General features: G+C 70.5%; 17 protein-coding genes. 13 read left to right on the top strand and 4 right to left on the bottom strand.

Features of this window, described 5'->3' with window-relative positions:
• Positions 1-219 precede the first annotated feature (219 nt).
• Entirely contained in the window at positions 220-819 is a 600-nt protein-coding gene (locus EER30_RS12270) for a CGNR zinc finger domain-containing protein (protein ID WP_240669973.1), read from the top strand.
• Complete coding sequence (locus EER30_RS12265) at positions 816-1682, top strand: pyridoxamine 5'-phosphate oxidase family protein (RefSeq protein WP_127500513.1); 867 nt, start codon at positions 816-818, stop codon at positions 1680-1682. Before EER30_RS12270 ends, EER30_RS12265 begins: the two co-directional genes overlap by 4 nt.
• A 9-nt stretch (positions 1683-1691) precedes the next feature.
• On the opposite strand, the gene EER30_RS12260 is transcribed toward EER30_RS12265, so the two are convergent.
• Positions 1692-2078, bottom strand: a complete 387-nt coding sequence (locus EER30_RS12260) for a VOC family protein (protein WP_127500512.1) — start codon at positions 2076-2078, stop codon at positions 1692-1694.
• A 124-nt stretch (positions 2079-2202) separates the two neighbouring features.
• Complete coding sequence (locus EER30_RS12255; protein WP_164842298.1) at positions 2203-2769, bottom strand: helix-turn-helix domain-containing protein; 567 nt, start codon at positions 2767-2769, stop codon at positions 2203-2205.
• 46 nt (positions 2770-2815) lie between these two features.
• Between EER30_RS12255 and EER30_RS12250 the strand changes: the two genes are divergently transcribed.
• Positions 2816-3793: an NADH-quinone oxidoreductase subunit B family protein gene (locus EER30_RS12250; protein ID WP_127500510.1), complete on the top strand. Its 978-nt coding sequence runs from the start codon at positions 2816-2818 to the stop codon at positions 3791-3793.
• A 175-nt stretch (positions 3794-3968) separates the two neighbouring features.
• Entirely contained in the window at positions 3969-4487 is a 519-nt protein-coding gene (locus EER30_RS12245) for a hypothetical protein (RefSeq protein ID WP_127500509.1), read from the top strand.
• On the opposite strand, the gene hypB is transcribed toward EER30_RS12245, so the two are convergent.
• Both hypB and EER30_RS12235 read right to left on the bottom strand, forming a co-directional pair.
• On the bottom strand, positions 4477-5094 hold the full coding sequence (gene hypB, locus EER30_RS12240) for a hydrogenase nickel incorporation protein HypB (protein ID WP_240669972.1): 618 nt from the start codon (positions 5092-5094) through the stop codon (positions 4477-4479). The two genes, EER30_RS12245 and hypB, sit on opposite strands and share 11 nt — an antisense overlap.
• A 31-nt stretch (positions 5095-5125) precedes the next feature.
• Positions 5126-5449, bottom strand: a complete 324-nt coding sequence (locus EER30_RS12235; protein ID WP_127500507.1) for a hydrogenase maturation nickel metallochaperone HypA/HybF — start codon at positions 5447-5449, stop codon at positions 5126-5128.
• A gap of 165 nt (positions 5450-5614) precedes the next feature.
• Here EER30_RS12235 and EER30_RS12230 point away from each other — a divergent pair, with 165 nt between their 5' ends.
• From EER30_RS12230 to hypF, 9 genes are read left to right on the top strand one after another with little or no spacing between them, the layout of a single operon-like run.
• Complete coding sequence (locus EER30_RS12230) at positions 5615-6646, top strand: NADH-quinone oxidoreductase subunit B family protein (RefSeq protein ID WP_127500506.1); 1032 nt, start codon at positions 5615-5617, stop codon at positions 6644-6646.
• Positions 6647-6659: 13 nt separating this feature from the next.
• The gene (locus EER30_RS12225; protein WP_127500505.1) at positions 6660-8417 is read left to right on the top strand and encodes a nickel-dependent hydrogenase large subunit; all 1758 of its coding nucleotides are present in this window, start codon (positions 6660-6662) and stop codon (positions 8415-8417) included.
• 3 nt (positions 8418-8420) lie between these two features.
• Positions 8421-8876 carry a hypothetical protein gene (locus EER30_RS12220; RefSeq protein WP_127500504.1) on the top strand — a complete coding sequence of 152 codons (456 nt, stop codon included), beginning with the start codon at positions 8421-8423 and terminating at the stop codon, positions 8874-8876.
• Positions 8873-9451 (top strand): DUF5947 family protein, encoded by a 579-nt coding sequence (locus EER30_RS12215; RefSeq protein ID WP_127500503.1) that lies wholly within the window; start codon positions 8873-8875, stop codon positions 9449-9451. Before EER30_RS12220 ends, EER30_RS12215 begins: the two co-directional genes overlap by 4 nt.
• Positions 9448-10077: a DUF6084 family protein gene (locus tag EER30_RS12210; protein ID WP_127500502.1), complete on the top strand. Its 630-nt coding sequence runs from the start codon at positions 9448-9450 to the stop codon at positions 10075-10077. The genes EER30_RS12215 and EER30_RS12210 overlap by 4 nt, the downstream gene beginning before the upstream one ends.
• Positions 10074-11411 (top strand): hypothetical protein, encoded by a 1338-nt coding sequence (locus EER30_RS12205; RefSeq protein ID WP_127500501.1) that lies wholly within the window; start codon positions 10074-10076, stop codon positions 11409-11411. Before EER30_RS12210 ends, EER30_RS12205 begins: the two co-directional genes overlap by 4 nt.
• Positions 11405-11527 (top strand): DUF6893 family small protein, encoded by a 123-nt coding sequence (locus tag EER30_RS49375; protein ID WP_255436569.1) that lies wholly within the window; start codon positions 11405-11407, stop codon positions 11525-11527. Before EER30_RS12205 ends, EER30_RS49375 begins: the two co-directional genes overlap by 7 nt.
• Positions 11524-12057: a hydrogenase maturation protease gene (locus tag EER30_RS12200; protein ID WP_127500500.1), complete on the top strand. Its 534-nt coding sequence runs from the start codon at positions 11524-11526 to the stop codon at positions 12055-12057. The genes EER30_RS49375 and EER30_RS12200 overlap by 4 nt, the downstream gene beginning before the upstream one ends.
• 1 nt (position 12058) lies before the next feature.
• On the top strand, positions 12059-14542 hold the full coding sequence (gene hypF / locus EER30_RS12195) for a carbamoyltransferase HypF (RefSeq protein ID WP_127500499.1): 2484 nt from the start codon (positions 12059-12061) through the stop codon (positions 14540-14542).
• The last annotated feature ends 4 nt before the right edge of the window (positions 14543-14546 follow it).

Here is a 14546-nt window from a genome sequence, read left to right as displayed (position 1 = left end):
TGCACCCTTTCGATGGGTCTTCCGCCATAAACGGGCATGCGACAGCGCGGCACGTGAGGGCATGCCGAGCCGGTATCACGGCGCCGTGAAACGTTTCATAGACGGTGGTAACACGATCGTACGGATCTCGTCACAGCAGCGCAATGATCGGCCTAAGTGGATCCGTTTGGATCCCGCCTGATCGCGATGTAACCTTCAAAATGCGCCAAGGAGGTTAGGTTGGACGAGAACCTGCTGCTCGATCTGCTCAACACGACACCCGTCGTCGACGGCTCGCCGACCGACGAGCTGGCCGACGCCGCGGCCGGACTGCGGTGGCTGACCGCCCACGATCAACCGGCCACCGCCGATGAGTGGCGCGCGCTGATCGCCGCCCGCTCGGTACTGCAAGAGATCGTCCGCAGCGTCGACCCCACCGCCGCCGACCCCGCCGCGCCGTCGCAGGAGGCCGGCGTGGCGTCGCAGGAGGCCGGCGTGGCGTCGCAGGAAGCCGGCGTGGCGTCGCAGGAAGCCGGCGTGGCGTCGCTTTCGGCGTTTCTGGATGGTGTGGCCTACCGGCCCGAACCAGGCCCCGACGGGCTCGATTGGGTCCTCGACCTGCCGGAGGGCCGGTCGGCGGCGGCCCGCGCCGTGCTCGCCTGGGACGCGTTGCGCACCAAGCGACCGGGTCGGCTGCGGGCCTGCGCCAACCCGGCCTGCCGGCTCTTTCTCGTCGATCACAGCAAGGCGAACAGTGCCCGCTGGTGCTCGATGGCCGCCTGCGGCAACCGCATGAAGGCCCGCCGCCACTACCAGCGCAACCGTGGAGGATCCGAATGAGCCGGGAACACGCAGGAGAGCAGGAAGTTCAGCGGCGGGCCGGCGAGGGCGGGCCGGGCTGGGGTTCGCCGATGTTCGACGGCGAGGTCGGCGTCTTCGGCCGGTTCCTGCGCCGGCAGCGCCTGGTCGCCATCTCGGGCGCGACCCCGGACGGCGCGATGTGGTCGACGGTGCTCACCGGCGACGAGGGCTTCATCGACGTCCCCGACGACCGCACCATGGTCATCCACGCGCTGCCACCGGTCGGCGACCCGCTGCGGGACGCCTTCGACGAGCCCGCCGACATCGGCTCCGTCGTCATGGCTCCGCAGGCCCTGCGCCGGGTCAAGGTCGCGGGCACGGCCCAGCGCGAGGGCGACCGCCTTGTCGTGCACACCGAACAGGTGCTCGGGAACTGCCCGAAATACCTCCAGCTCCGTTCCGTGGTGGAGGAGCAAGCCTCCGCCTCACCAGAAGCGACCGCGAGCCGCGAGCTGAGCCTCGACCAGCAGGCCCTGATCCGTACGGCCGACACGTTCTTCATCGGCAGCCGCGCCTCGGGCCACGGCGCCGACGCCAACCACCGCGGCGGGCAGCCCGGCTTCGTCACCGTGCTCGACGAGCGCCGGATCAGCTGGCCCGACTACGTCGGCAACTCGTTCTTCATGACCCTCGGCAACCTGCAGCTCGACCCCCGCAGCGGCCTGGTCTTCCTCGACTGGCAGACCGGACGCACCCTGCAGCTGACCGGCACCTCCCGCATCAACTGGGACGGTGCCGATCGTACGGTCGAGTTCGAGGTGGCCGGCGTCGTCGACATCGAGCACGCCAGCTCGCTGCGCTGGCAGCTGCACGCCTACTCCCGCTTCAACCCGCCGGCGTAGGGCGGGCCCTCAGGACACGCCGTTGTCGATGCACATGATGTTGCCCTCGCTGTCGCGGAACCAGGCCGCCTTGCCCATCCCCGGAATGGTGGCCACCTGCCCGGCCCACGAGACGCCGGGCATGTCGTAGACCTCGAACGCGACCCCCTTGGCGGCCAGGTCGGCCACCTCGCCGTCGACGTCGTCGACGTGCCACTGGGCGATCGTGTGGCCGGACTGCCCGGCGAAGTCGGTGCGGTAGACGTTGAAGAACGTCCCGTTCGCGGTGCGGTATCGCAGGGCCTGCCCCTCGACCTCGCTGACCGGGTTCAGCCCCAGCATGTCGGCGTAGTAACGGCGGGCCCGGTCGAGATCGGCGGCGGGGATGTTGGCTTCCACTGCGCTGTGGTCGAGCATGGCTTCTCCCAAAGTCGAGCGATGCCGGGAGCTTACGCCCGCGAAGCGATCAAAATGCGGTCTGACCTGCGGCAATGCCCCGAAAGGCGGAGGTTTTGAGCCGGTCCGCGCCGCCGCCGGCCGATCAATGGAACGGCGGCTCGCCGAACGACTCGCGGATGCGGTAGAGATCGCGCAGGCGTGGCTCGGTCGCCCCGGACATCCAGCGGCTGATCGTCTTCGTCGACACCTCGAGCCGCCGCGCCGCCGCCTCGATCGTCAGGTTGTCGGCCCGCAGCCGATCGGTCAGCCACGCCGCAAAGGTCTGACCCGGCTGCGTGGGCGGGGACGACAGCGGGGACGACGGCGGGGACGACGGCGGAGGCGGGGATGACGGCTGGGGCGGCGACGACAGCGGCGCGGGCAGCGCTGACGGCGGCGCGGGGGCCGGATCTACCGGCACGAACAGCACGTCGACCTCGGCCGCCTGCGGGAAGATCCGCAGCGACACCTGGATCGCGCCCGCGAGGCCCGCCCCCTGCAGCAGCACCCCGGCGACCTGCTCGCCCAGGGTTCGCACGTCGTTGTCGGAGATCGGGCGGCCGCTCAGGTGCCGGCGCACGAAGTCGCGCACGTCGGGCAGCGCGGACGGGCGGGCCGGGAAGCTCCTCGTCACGATCTCGAGCGGAAGTATCTCGATGTTCTCGGACACGGAAGGTAGCTTACGGAACACTCACCGGTGGCGTTACCATCGCCCGATGCCCGAGGTGGACGGTCCCGACGTGCTGCACATCCTCTGGATGAACGGAGGTCTGAGCTGCGACGGCGAGTCCGTGGCGCTGACCGCCGCGACCCAGCCCAGTATTGAGGAGATCGTCGCCGGCGCCCTGCCCGGCCTGCCCACGGTGGCCCTGCACTGGCCTTACTTCGATTTCGACAGCGGCCCCGAGCACGCCGAAGACGGCTTCATCCAGTGGTTCCACCGGGCCGGCCGGGGCGAGCTCGAGCCGTTCATCCTGATCGTCGAGGGCTCGGTGCCCGACGAGACGAACAAGACCGAGGGCTACTGGAGCGGGTTCGGCAACGACCCGGGGACCGGTCAGCCGATCACCGCGACCGAGTGGCTCGACCGGCTCGCGCCGCGGGCCACCGCGATCATGGCGGTCGGCACCTGTGCGGCGTACGGCGGGGTGCATGCGATGGCCGGGAATCCGACCGGGGCCATGGGCGTGCCCGACCACCTGGGGTGGGATTGGCGGTCGAAGGCGGGCCTGCCGATCGTCTGCGTGCCCGGCTGCCCGACCCACCCGGACAACCTGGCCGAGACGATCCTGCAGCTCGTCTACCAGGTCGGCGGTCAGGCGCCCGCGATGGACCTCGACGAGGCGCTGCGCCCGACATGGCTGTTCGGCCGCACGGTGCACGAGGGCTGCGACCGGGCGTCCTTCTACGACTCGAGCGACTTCGCGGACGGCTACGGATCGTCCAACTGCCTGGTCAAGGTCGGCTGCTGGGGCCAGGTCGTGCGGTGCAACGTGGCCAAGCGCGGCTGGATCAACGGCGTGGGCGGCTGCCCGAACGTCGGGGGCATCTGCATCGCCTGCACGATGCCCGGCTTCCCCGACAAGTTCATGCCCTTCATGGAGCCGCCCGGGGCCGCCACGACAGGCGAGCCCGAGTACGCCCCTCTGGTCCGCACGCTGCGCGGTTTCACCCTCCGCGTCGCCGGGGCTTGACGCGGGTCATCCCCCGACCCGGTCGGACACATCTGTCCGGCCACCGCGCTGACCTGCGGCGATGCGAAGCGTGACCGGTCAGTTGCGCGCGGACACGAGTGGGTCTGGCGCAGCCGGTCACGTCGGGAGCAACGTGTGAACCGGCATACGGCAGACACACGACGAGGTGGATCCCTTGATCTGGCGACGATTTTGGGCGCGGCGGACGCTCACCGAGGTACCGGTCGACTGTGGCGGCAGCACGCGCCGGCCGCACGCTCCGCTGGTGGTCCGCGAGCCCGAGACGCACTGGTGGGCGCAACGGTCCCGGTCGGCGACGACCGTGGCGGCGGTCCGCGAGAGCGAGGTGTCCGCGCTCGCCGGTCTGGCGGTGCTCGCCGCCGAGGACGAGTTGCTGATCGTTCTCGGGTCGGGCAGGCGGGCCGTGCAGCACGAGATCCTGAACGGGCTGCGCGGCCGCCTGCCCCGGCACGACATCGTGGCGCTGTTCGTCCGGCACCGCCACGGCAGCCTGCTGCGCGACGCGGCCCGGGTGGAACGGCTTCTCGACCTGGGCAGCCTGCCCGTGGTGATCACCGCCGCGGCCGCCCTGAACGACGTGACGGCCGAGATCGCCAGCTATCTGAGGGCCGACCGGGTGCTGCGCACGCTGGGGCCGGCCTGGGAACGCCCCACGAGGGAGATCAGCCGGTGAGCCACTCCAACCAGAGTTCGACCTGGTCGCCGCGGGTCGCCGAGAGCGCCACCACCGCACGCGAGCCCAGATACTTCCGGCAGAGTTCAAGGTCGAAGTCGACGTACGGCAACAGGTCGAGCTTGTTCACGACCACCAGGTCGGCCGCCGCGAACATGGCCGGATACTTCAGCGGCTTGTCGGTGCCCTCGGTGACCGAGACGACCACGACCCGCGCGTCCTCGCCGAGGTCGAACAGCGCCGGGCAGACCAGGTTCCCCACGTTCTCGATGAACAGCAGGGTGCCGGGCGCGGGGTCGAGCCGCTCGACCGCGTCGCGCACCATCGCGGCGTCGAGGTGACAGCCCGCCCCGGTGTTGACCTGCACGACCGGGCAGCCGGTGGCGCGGATCCGGTCGGCGTCCAGGGCCGTCTCCTGGTCGCCCTCGATCACGGCGACCGGCCGGTCCGTCACGGCGCGCAGGGTCCGCTCGAGCAGCGTCGTCTTGCCCGAACCGGGCGAGCTCATCAGGTTGATCGCCCGCACGCCTCGCGCGGCGAACAGTTCCCGGTTGTGCCCCGCGAGGTGGTCGTTCTTGGCCAGCACCTTCTCCTCAAGAGTGATCACCGTCGAGCATCCGCAGGTTCCGCACATGAGCTCAGCCCACCTCCATCGACACGATCTGCAGTTCCCGCCCCGCGGTGACCTCGACGTCCGCGCTCCCACAGGGGCAGAGCAGCCCGTCGATCTCCCCCGACACCCCGCAGTCCCGGCACGAACCCGTCGCCGTCACCGCCACGATGTCGAGGCGCGCGCCGGAGGCCACCGTCCCCTCGACGGCCAGGTCGAAGCAGAACCGCATCGCGTCCGGTACGACGGCGGTCAGCGCTCCGATCCGAAGGGTCACCAGATGAACGCGGCGATCACCGGCCCGGGCGCAGACGGCGTCCACCACGCTTGTCGCGATGGCGAGCTCATGCATCGAGATGCCCCAATTACCAGAGATCGCCCAGCCGGGTAGGAAGCCACCGAGCGGATTGACATTGTCACACACCGCGGTCCAATCTGTTACCTGTCTCACACCTCCGGGCCGAGCCTTGACCCTGACTGTCGCAGGGGTTCGGACGACCCCGGAAAGCGGTCTGTCATGCCTGATCCCGTCATTCATGTGCTGTGGATGAACGCCGGTCTGAGCTGCGACGGCGACTCGGTCGCACTCACCGCCGCCACCCAGCCCAGCGTCGAAGAGATCGCCCTGGGCGCCCTGCCCGGTCTCCCCGCGGTCGCCGTCCACTGGCCACTGATCGACTTCGAGTGCGGCCCGACGGGCGGCGCTGACGACTTCCTGGAATGGTTCTTCCGCGCCGACCGCGGCGAGCTCGAACCGTTCGTGCTGGTCGTCGAGGGGTCGATCCCCAACGAACTGCTGCACGACGACGGTTACTGGAGCGGGTTCGGCAACAACCCGGTGACCGGCCAGCCGATGACCACGAGCGAGTGGCTCGACCGGCTCGCCCCCAAGGCCACCGCCGTCGTGGCGGTCGGCACCTGTGCCACGTACGGGGGAATTCACGCGATGGCCGGGAACCCGACCGGAGCCATGGGCGTGCCGGACTATCTGGGTTGGGAGTGGAAGTCGAAGGCGGGCATCCCGATCGTCTGCGTGCCCGGCTGCCCGATCCAGCCCGACAACCTGTCCGAAACGCTGACCTACCTGCTCTACCAGGCGACCGGGCAGGCGCCGATGATCCCGCTGGACGACGCGCTGCGCCCGCGGTGGCTGTTCGGCAGCACGGTGCACGAGGGCTGCGACCGGGCCGGCTTCTACGAGCAGGCCGACTTCGCCGACGAGTACGGATCGCCCAAGTGCATCGTCAAGCTCGGCTGCTGGGGGCCGGTGGTGATGTGCAACGTGCCGAAGCGGGGCTGGATCAACGGCGTGGGCGGCTGCCCCAACGTGGGCGGCATCTGCATCGGCTGCACGATGCCCGGCTTCCCCGACAAGTTCATGCCGTTCATGGACGAGCCGCCCGGCGGCAAGTTCTCCACCGCCGCGGTCGGCTGGTACGGCACGACCGTGAAACGCCTGCGCGGCCTCACCACGCAGACCCTCGACCGGGAACCCAAGTGGCGCCGCCCCGGCAAGGACCTGACCACCGGTGCCACCCGCACCTGGTGACGGAAGGACGACCATGAGCCCGACCGAACTCGTCGACATGGCCTGGGACCCGATCACCCGGATCGTCGGCAGCCTCGGCATCTACACCAAAATCGACTTCGCCAACAAGGTCGTCGCCGAGTGCAAGAGCACCAGCTCGATCTTCCGCGGCTACTCGATCTTCATGAAGGGCAAGGACCCGCGGGACGCCCACTTCATCACGAGCCGGATCTGCGGCATCTGCGGCGACAACCACGCCACCTGCTCCTGTTACGCGCAGAACATGGCGTACGGGGTGAAACCTCCGCACCTGGGCGAGTGGATCGTGAACCTGGGCGAGGCCGCCGAGTACATGTTCGACCACAACATCTTCCAGGAGAACCTGGTCGGGGTCGACTACTGCGAGAAGATGGTCAGCGAGACCAATCCCGGTGTGCTCGAGCGGGCCAACCGTACGCAATGCCCGCGGGGCGAGGCGCACGGCTACAAGACCATCGGCGACATCATGCGCTCGCTCAACCCGTTCACCGGCGAGTTCTATCGCGAGGCGCTGCAGGTCAGCCGCATGACGCGCGAGATGTTCTGCCTGATGGAAGGCCGGCACGTGCACCCGTCCACGCTCTATCCGGGCGGGGTCGGCACGGTCGCGACCATTCAGCTGATGACCGACTACCTCACCCGGCTCATGCGCTACGTCGAGTTCATGAAGAAGGTCGTGCCGATGCACGACGACCTGTTCGACTTCTTCTACGAGGCGCTGCCCGGCTACGAGGAGGTCGGCAACCGTCGTGTGCTGCTCGGCTGCTGGGGATCGTTCCAGGACCCGGAGGCCTGCAACTTCAAGTACGAGGACATGACCGACTGGGGCCGCAAGATGTACGTGACCCCCGGCATCGTCGTCGACGGCAAACTCATCACCACCGACCTCGTCGAGATCAACCTCGGCATCCGCATCCTGCTCGGCTCGTCCTACTACGACGACTGGACCGAGCAGGAGATGTTCGTGACCCGCGACCCGCTCGGCAACCCGGTCGACCGGCGGCACCCGTGGAACCAGCACACCAACCCGCGCCCGCAGAAACGCGACCTCGACGGCAACTACAGCTGGGTGATGTCGCCGCGTTGGTTCGACGGCCAGAACTACCTCGCCCTCGACACCGGCGGCGGACCCCTCGCCCGGCTGTGGGCGACCGCGCTGGCCGGCCTGGTCGACATCGGCTACGTCAAGTCGACCGGCACGAGCGTACGCATCAACCTGCCGAAGACCGCGCTCAAGGGCCCGGTCGAGATGGAGTGGAAGATCCCGCGCTGGAGCAACACGATCGAGCGCAACCGGGCCAGAACCTACTTCCAGGCGTACGCGGCCGCGTGCGCGCTGCACTTCGCCGAGAAGGCGCTCGCCGAGATCAGGGCCGGCCGCACCAAGACGTGGGAGCCGTTCGAGGTGCCCGACGAGGGCATCGGCTGCGGGTTCACCGAGGCCGTCCGCGGTGTCCTCTCGCACCACATGGTGATCCGCGACGGCAAGATCGCGAACTACCACCCGTACCCGCCGACGCCGTGGAACGCCAACCCGCGCGACAGCTTCGGCACCCCGGGACCGTACGAGGACGCGGTGCAGGGTCAGCCGATCTTCGAGGAGAACGACCGCGAGCACTTCAAGGGCATCGACATCATGCGGACCGTACGCAGTTTCGACCCCTGCCTACCCTGCGGCGTGCACATGTACCTCGGCGGCGGCAAGAAGCTCGACCTGCTGCACTCGCCCACCCAGACCGCCGGGATCGAGTGAGCCGTGGCGTCGTACGACTGGCGGTCGGCCGCCGCCCGCATCGACACGCTGGCCACCGGCGAGCAGGCCGAGGAACTCGTGCGGGTCGTCGCCGACCTCTACGGCGCCGGGCTGGAACGGATCCTCGACCTGCTGCACGAGCAGGGCGCGTTCACCGACGAGGTGGCCGCCGCGTTCGCCGGCGACGACCTGGTCACCGGGCTGCTGCTGGTGCACGGGCTGCATCCGCACGAGGCGACGACCCGCATCGCGGCGGCCCTTACCGGCACCACCGCCGAGCTCGTCGAGCTGACCCCGGACGGGGTGTGCCGGCTGCGCATCCCGCCGGGGCACCGGCCGCACGGCCTCGAGCAGACGATCGAGGCGGTGGCGCCCGAGGTCACCCGGATCGAGTTCGAGCAGCCCGCGCCGGTCATCCCCGTCTCCTCGCTGTTCTCACGGGTGGCGCGGACGTCATGACCGACTCCCCGCTGCGCACCCTGCGCCGCATCGCCCGCAGCCGGCCGGCGCCGCCGGAGGAACGCTGCGACATGTGCACGGCGCCGGTGACCGCCGATCACTCGCACGTGGTCGACCTCAATTCCCGGCGGCTGCTGTGCGCCTGCCGGCCCTGCTACCTGCTCTTCACCGACGACCACGCGCACCTGCGCTACCGGGCGGTCCCCGACCGGGTGCGGCGTCTCGAGGGGCCGGTTCTCGACGAGCGAACCTGGGACGAGCTGCGGATCCCGGTCGGGCTCGCCTTCCTGCTGCGGCACTCCGGCCAGGACCGCACGGTCGCGTTCTATCCGGGCCCGGCCGGCGCCACCGAGTCGGAACTACCGGCTGCCGACCTGCCTTTCCTCGCCACCCTGCGGCCCGACGTCGAGGCGTTGCTGGCCCGGCGCGGTCGCGACGCGTACGTGGTGCCGATCGACGCCTGCTACGAGCTGACCGGCCGGCTTCGTACGCTGTGGCGGGGTTTCGACGGCGGGCAGCAGGCCCACGCGGCCGTCGACGAGTTCTTCGCGCGGCTGGCGGAGAGAGCGTCATGACCGCGTACGCCTTCAAGGTGCTCGACGTCGTCGCCGAGCCGTACGCCCTGGCCCCTCAACTGACCGCCCGCCTGCGCATCACCGGACCGGCCGGGCGGACGATCCACGCCATCGCGTTGCGCTGCCAGATCCGGGTCGCCCCGCTGCGCCGCCGCTACGACGAGAACGAGCAGGCCGGGCTGCGCGGACTGTTCGGCGAGCCGGCCCGCTGGGGCGACACCCTCAAGCCGTTCCAGTGGATGCAGACGAACACCACCGTGCCCGGGTTCGACGGCGAGACCGAGGTGGACCTCCCGCTGCCCTGCACGTACGACCTGGACGTGATCGGGACGCGCTATCTGCACGCGCTGGGCGCCGGGGACATGCCGCTCGACTTCCTGTTCTCGGGCACGGTCTTCCTGCGCGGCGAGGCGGGCTTCGAGGTCGAGCCGGTGCCGTGGGCGTGCGAGGCCGCGTACGGGCTGCCGGTGTCGGTGTGGCACGACATGATGGCGTCGTACTTCCCGAACAGCGGCTGGCTGCGGGTCAGCGCCGACGTGCTCGGCGACCTCACCGCCTACCGCACCCGGCACGACCTGGTGAGCTGGGACGAGACCCTCCAACGCCTGCTGCGGGGCGAGCGGTGAACGCCTTGGCCGCGGCGCGGGCGGTCGCGGACGCGGTGCTCTACGAGGGCTATCTGCTCTATCCCTACCGGGCGAGCGCCCTCAAGAACCGGTCACGCTGGCAGTTCGGCGTCCTCGGCCCACCTTCGGCCGTGGCGGCTGAGCCTCCGTCACTCTCGCTGCAATGCCTCCTCCGGCCGGGCGTACGCCCTGGGGCGGTCACGATCCACCTGAGGTTCCTGCAGCTGCAGACCCGTGAGCTGCTGGACGCCTCGGGCGCTGCCGTTCCTTCTCTCGTCAGCGGCGGGGAGACCCTGTTCGCCTGGGACGAGGCCGTGGAGCACGAGATCACCCTGCCCGAACTCGGGTTGCCCGGCCCGGCCACCGCGACCGACGTGCCCGGTCGCCCGTCGCCCGGCCTGGCGGAGTTTCCGGTCGCCGTGCCCGGCGGCGTCGATGAGGAGCGATTGCCCGAAGGCCTGATCCGGCGGCGGCGACGGCCGCTCACCGCCCGGGCGCGAACTGTGGTGGAGGCCGACGGTGGCCTGCTGCGTCTGACCGTCACGGTGACCAACGAACACCCGGATCCGGTGATCGGCCAGGACGACGCGATCCGGTGCTCGCTGGTCGGCGCCCACCTGCTGCTGGCCGCCCGGGACGCCACCTTCGTCTCGCTGATCGACCCATCACCCGACGCGGCCGACGCGGCCGCCCGCTGCCGCCAGGACCGTTGCTGGCCGGTGCTGGCCGGCTCGGACGACGTGCTGCTGGGCGCGCCGATCATCCTCTACGACCACCCGACCGTGGCCGCGCAGAGCCGGGGTGAGCTGTTCGACCTCACCGAGATCGACGAGATCTTGACCTTGCGGGTGCTGACGATGACCGACGCCGAGAAGGCCGAGGCCCGCGCCACCGACGAACGGGCCCGCGCGATCGTCGACCGCTGCGACTCGATGGGCCCGTCCGACCTGGAACAACTGCACGGCACCTGGCTCGACGCCCCGGCCGACCCCTCCGTGATGATCGCCGGCGTCCGGGTAGCCGAGGGCAGCCTGGTCCGAGTACACCCGACCCGCCGAGCCGACGCCCAAGACCTCTTCTTCGACGGCCGGACCGCCCGGGTCACAGCGGTGGTGTCCGACGTCGACGGCAACACCCACGTGGCCCTGGTCCTGGTCGACGATCCGGCAGCCGACCTCCACGACTGGTACGGCCGCTACCTCTACTTCGCCCCCGAAGAACTCGAACCCCTCCCCCAACCCTCTCCACCTTCGCCCGCGCCACCCCTCCCACCGCCGTCATCGGCCCCCTTGCCTCCACCCCGCCCCTCACTCCCGGAGGAGGAAAAATGCTGAAGTTCCTCGGTTTTCTCACCTTGATCGCGACCGGACTTGTTGTCGTCTACCTCGCGAATCTCTTGGTCGCGTCGATTCCCGACATTCGCCGCTATCTCAAAATCCGCTCGATGTGAACGTCCTGGTGGCCGGCGTCGGCAACGTGTTCCTGGGCGACGACGGATTCGGCCCGGAGGTCGCCCGGCGTCTCGCCGCGTCGGAACTGCCGCCGGGCGTGCGGGTGACCGACTACGGGATCCGCGGTCTGCACCTGGCCTTCGACCTGCTCGAAGGCTACGACCGGTTGGTGCTGATCGACGCGCTGCCGGCCGGGGACGGCCCGCCGGGCGAGACTGTCGTGCTCGAGATCGTGGCGCAACCCGCAAATACGCAACCCGCAAATGCGCAACCCGCAAATGCGCAAACCGCAAATGCGCAAACCGCAAATGCGCAAACCGCAAGCGCCTTCGACGCGCACGGGATGGACCCGGCAACCGTCCTGGCCCAGGTCTCCCGGCTGGGCGGCACGCTGCCACCGTCGTACGTCGTGGGGTGCCGGGCCGTCTCGGTCGCCGAGGGCATCGGACTGTCGCCGCAGGTTGAGGCGGCGATTCCGGCAGCGGTGGCGGCCGTGCGGGCGCTGCTCGTTCCCGCGGGGAGGACCTGAGATGTGCCTGGGCATCCCCGGACAGGTGATCGAGGTCCTCGACGGCTACGCCGGGCAGGTCGCGCTGGTCGACGTGGCCGGGGCCAGTCGCCGGGTCAACATCGGCATGCTGGACGCCGCCCCCGAACCCGGCACCTGGGTGCTGATCCACCTCGGCTTCGCCGTAGAGGTCATCGACGCGGCCGGCGCCGCCCGAGCGATGGCCGGCCTCGAACTGGTCGGTCAGGCCCGCCGCCTGCGCCGCCGCTTCACCGTCTCGGGTCTCGTGCAGGGCGTCGGCTTCCGCCCCTTCGCCTACGCCACCGCCGCCGATCTGGCCTTGACCGGCTCGGTCGCCAACACCCCCGACGGCGTCGTGATCGAGGCCGAAGGCGACCCCGACGCCGTCCACGAATACGGCGATCGCCTGCGCCACGACGCCCCGCCCCTGGCCATGGTCCTGGCCGTCGCCGAGCAGGACGTCCCGGCCGTGGGCGGCACCGGCTTCACCATCGACGACTCCCGCGGCGGCCCCGCCCGCACCCTCGCCTCCCCCGACGTCGCCACCTGCGACGACTGTCTGCGCGAGCTGCGCGACCCGGCCGACCGCCGCCACCGCCACCCGTTCATCACCTGCACCAATTGCGGCCCCCGCTTCACGATCATCACTTCCCTCCCGTACGACCGGGCGAGCACGACGATGGCCGAATTCGTCATGTGCGAGCGCTGCCGGGCCGAGTACGAGGATCCGTCCGACCGCCGGTTCCACGCCCAGCCGATCGCCTGCCCGCAGTGCGGCCCCCGGCTGTCGTTGTCCGGCGCGGCCGGTCCGATCGCGACCGATGACCCGATCAGGACCGCCCGCGACCTGCTCGCCGCCGGCCTGATCGTGGCCGTCAAGGGCCTCGGCGGCTATCACCTGGCCTGCGACGCCCGGAATCCCGGCGCCGTGGCCGAGCTCCGCCGCCGCAAGCAGCGCGGCGGGAAGCCGTTCGCCGTCATGGTTTCCGATGTCGCGGCCGCACGACGGCTGGTCACCATGACCGGCGACGAGGAGCGCTTGCTGGCCGGCATCCGCCGCCCGATCGTGCTGTTGCCCAAACGAGCAGACGTCGACCTGGTCGCGCCGGACAACCCCGATCTGGGCGTGATGCTGCCCTACACTCCGTTGCACGTCCTGCTGCTGGGCTTGCCCGGCGATCCACCGGGCCCGGACGTGCTGGTGATGACCTCCGGAAACCTGTCGGGCGAGCCGATCGCGCACGACGACGACGCGGCCCGGGAACGGCTCGCGCCCCTGGTCGACGCGTGGCTGACCCACGACCGGCCGATCCGGGTGCCCTGCGACGACTCGGTGAGCCGGCTCGTGGCCGGCGTCGAGCTTCCGGTCCGCCGGTCGCGGGGCTACGCGCCGCTGCCGATCGTCCTGCCGTTCGAGGTCGCACCCGTGCTGGCCGCCGGGGCCGACCTGAAGAACACGTGCGCGGTCGCCGGCGGCCGCTACGCGTGGGTCAGCCAGCACATCGGCGACCTGGACGACCTGGCCACGATCGACGCGCTCGGCGCCACCGCGGCTCACCTGACCGAGCTGACCGGGGTGCGGCCCACGGCGGTGGTGGCCGACCTGCACCCCGCCTATCGTTCGGCGGAATGGGCGCGACGGTATGCGGGCGACCGCCCGGTGCGCCTGGTGCAGCACCACCACGCGCACATCGCCTCGGTGATGGCCGAGCACGGCCTCGAACCGGGCGAGCAGGTTCTCGGTGTCGCGTTCGACGGCACCGGCTACGGGCCGGACGGCGCGGTGTGGGGCGGCGAGGTGCTGGCCTGCGATTACAAGTCGTTCACGCGGCTGGCGCACCTCGCCTACGTGCCGCTGGCCGGGGGCGACGCGAGCGTGCGCCGGCCCTACCGGATGGCGCTGGCCCACCTGCACGCGGCCGGGGTGCCGTGGCATCGCGGCCTGCCTCCGGTCGCGGCGTGCCCGGCCGACGAGCGCGACCTGCTCGACCGGCAGTTCACGTCCGGGGTGGGCTGCGTGCCGACGTCGAGCATGGGCCGGCTGTTCGACGCGGTGGCGTCCCTGGCCGGCGTGCGGCAGACCGTCGAGTACGAGGCCGAGGCCGCCATCGTTCTCGAAGGCGTGTCGCGGGCCGCCGCGCGCGAGGACCCGTACCGCATCGAAGTTGAACGGGAACTGGCCGACCCCGGCCCGATGATCCGCCGGATCGCCGCCGACGTTCTCGCCGGTGTGCCCGCGGCAGTGATCGGCGCCCGCTTCCACGCGGCGGTGGCCACGCTGATCGCCGATCTCGCCGAACGCGCCCGTGCGCAGACCGGCCTCGACGTCGTGGCGCTGGGCGGCGGCGTCTTCCAGAACACGCTGCTGGTCGCGCGGGCCGAGCGGCTTCTGCGCGAGCACGGCTTCACGGTGTTGCGGCCCCGGTTGCTGCCGCCCAACGACGGTGGCATCGCGCTGGGGCAGATCGCCATCGGATCTAACTAGGGAG

Source organism: Actinoplanes solisilvae (assembly GCF_003999975.1).
Classification (GTDB): domain Bacteria; phylum Actinomycetota; class Actinomycetes; order Mycobacteriales; family Micromonosporaceae; genus Actinoplanes; species Actinoplanes solisilvae.
The sequence above is the reverse complement of the archived record's forward strand: the minus strand, read 5'-3'. Positions and strand labels throughout refer to the sequence as shown.

What these genes read in the sequence shown, in the direction of transcription:
- EER30_RS12230 (WP_127500506.1), top strand. Translation starts at nt 5,615, where the DNA reads ATGCCTGATCCCGTCATTCATGTGCTGTGGATGAACGCCGGTCTGAGC.
- EER30_RS12215 (WP_127500503.1), top strand. Translation starts at nt 8,873, where the DNA reads ATGACCGACTCCCCGCTGCGCACCCTGCGCCGCATCGCCCGCAGCCGG.
- EER30_RS12225 (WP_127500505.1), top strand. Translation starts at nt 6,660, where the DNA reads ATGAGCCCGACCGAACTCGTCGACATGGCCTGGGACCCGATCACCCGG.
- EER30_RS12235 (WP_127500507.1), bottom strand. Translation starts at nt 5,449, where the DNA reads ATGCATGAGCTCGCCATCGCGACAAGCGTGGTGGACGCCGTCTGCGCC.
- hypF (WP_127500499.1), top strand. Translation starts at nt 12,059, where the DNA reads ATGTGCCTGGGCATCCCCGGACAGGTGATCGAGGTCCTCGACGGCTAC.
- EER30_RS12210 (WP_127500502.1), top strand. Translation starts at nt 9,448, where the DNA reads ATGACCGCGTACGCCTTCAAGGTGCTCGACGTCGTCGCCGAGCCGTAC.
- EER30_RS12250 (WP_127500510.1), top strand. Translation starts at nt 2,816, where the DNA reads ATGCCCGAGGTGGACGGTCCCGACGTGCTGCACATCCTCTGGATGAAC.
- EER30_RS49375 (WP_255436569.1), top strand. Translation starts at nt 11,405, where the DNA reads ATGCTGAAGTTCCTCGGTTTTCTCACCTTGATCGCGACCGGACTTGTT.
- EER30_RS12265 (WP_127500513.1), top strand. Translation starts at nt 816, where the DNA reads ATGAGCCGGGAACACGCAGGAGAGCAGGAAGTTCAGCGGCGGGCCGGC.
- EER30_RS12260 (WP_127500512.1), bottom strand. Translation starts at nt 2,078, where the DNA reads ATGCTCGACCACAGCGCAGTGGAAGCCAACATCCCCGCCGCCGATCTC.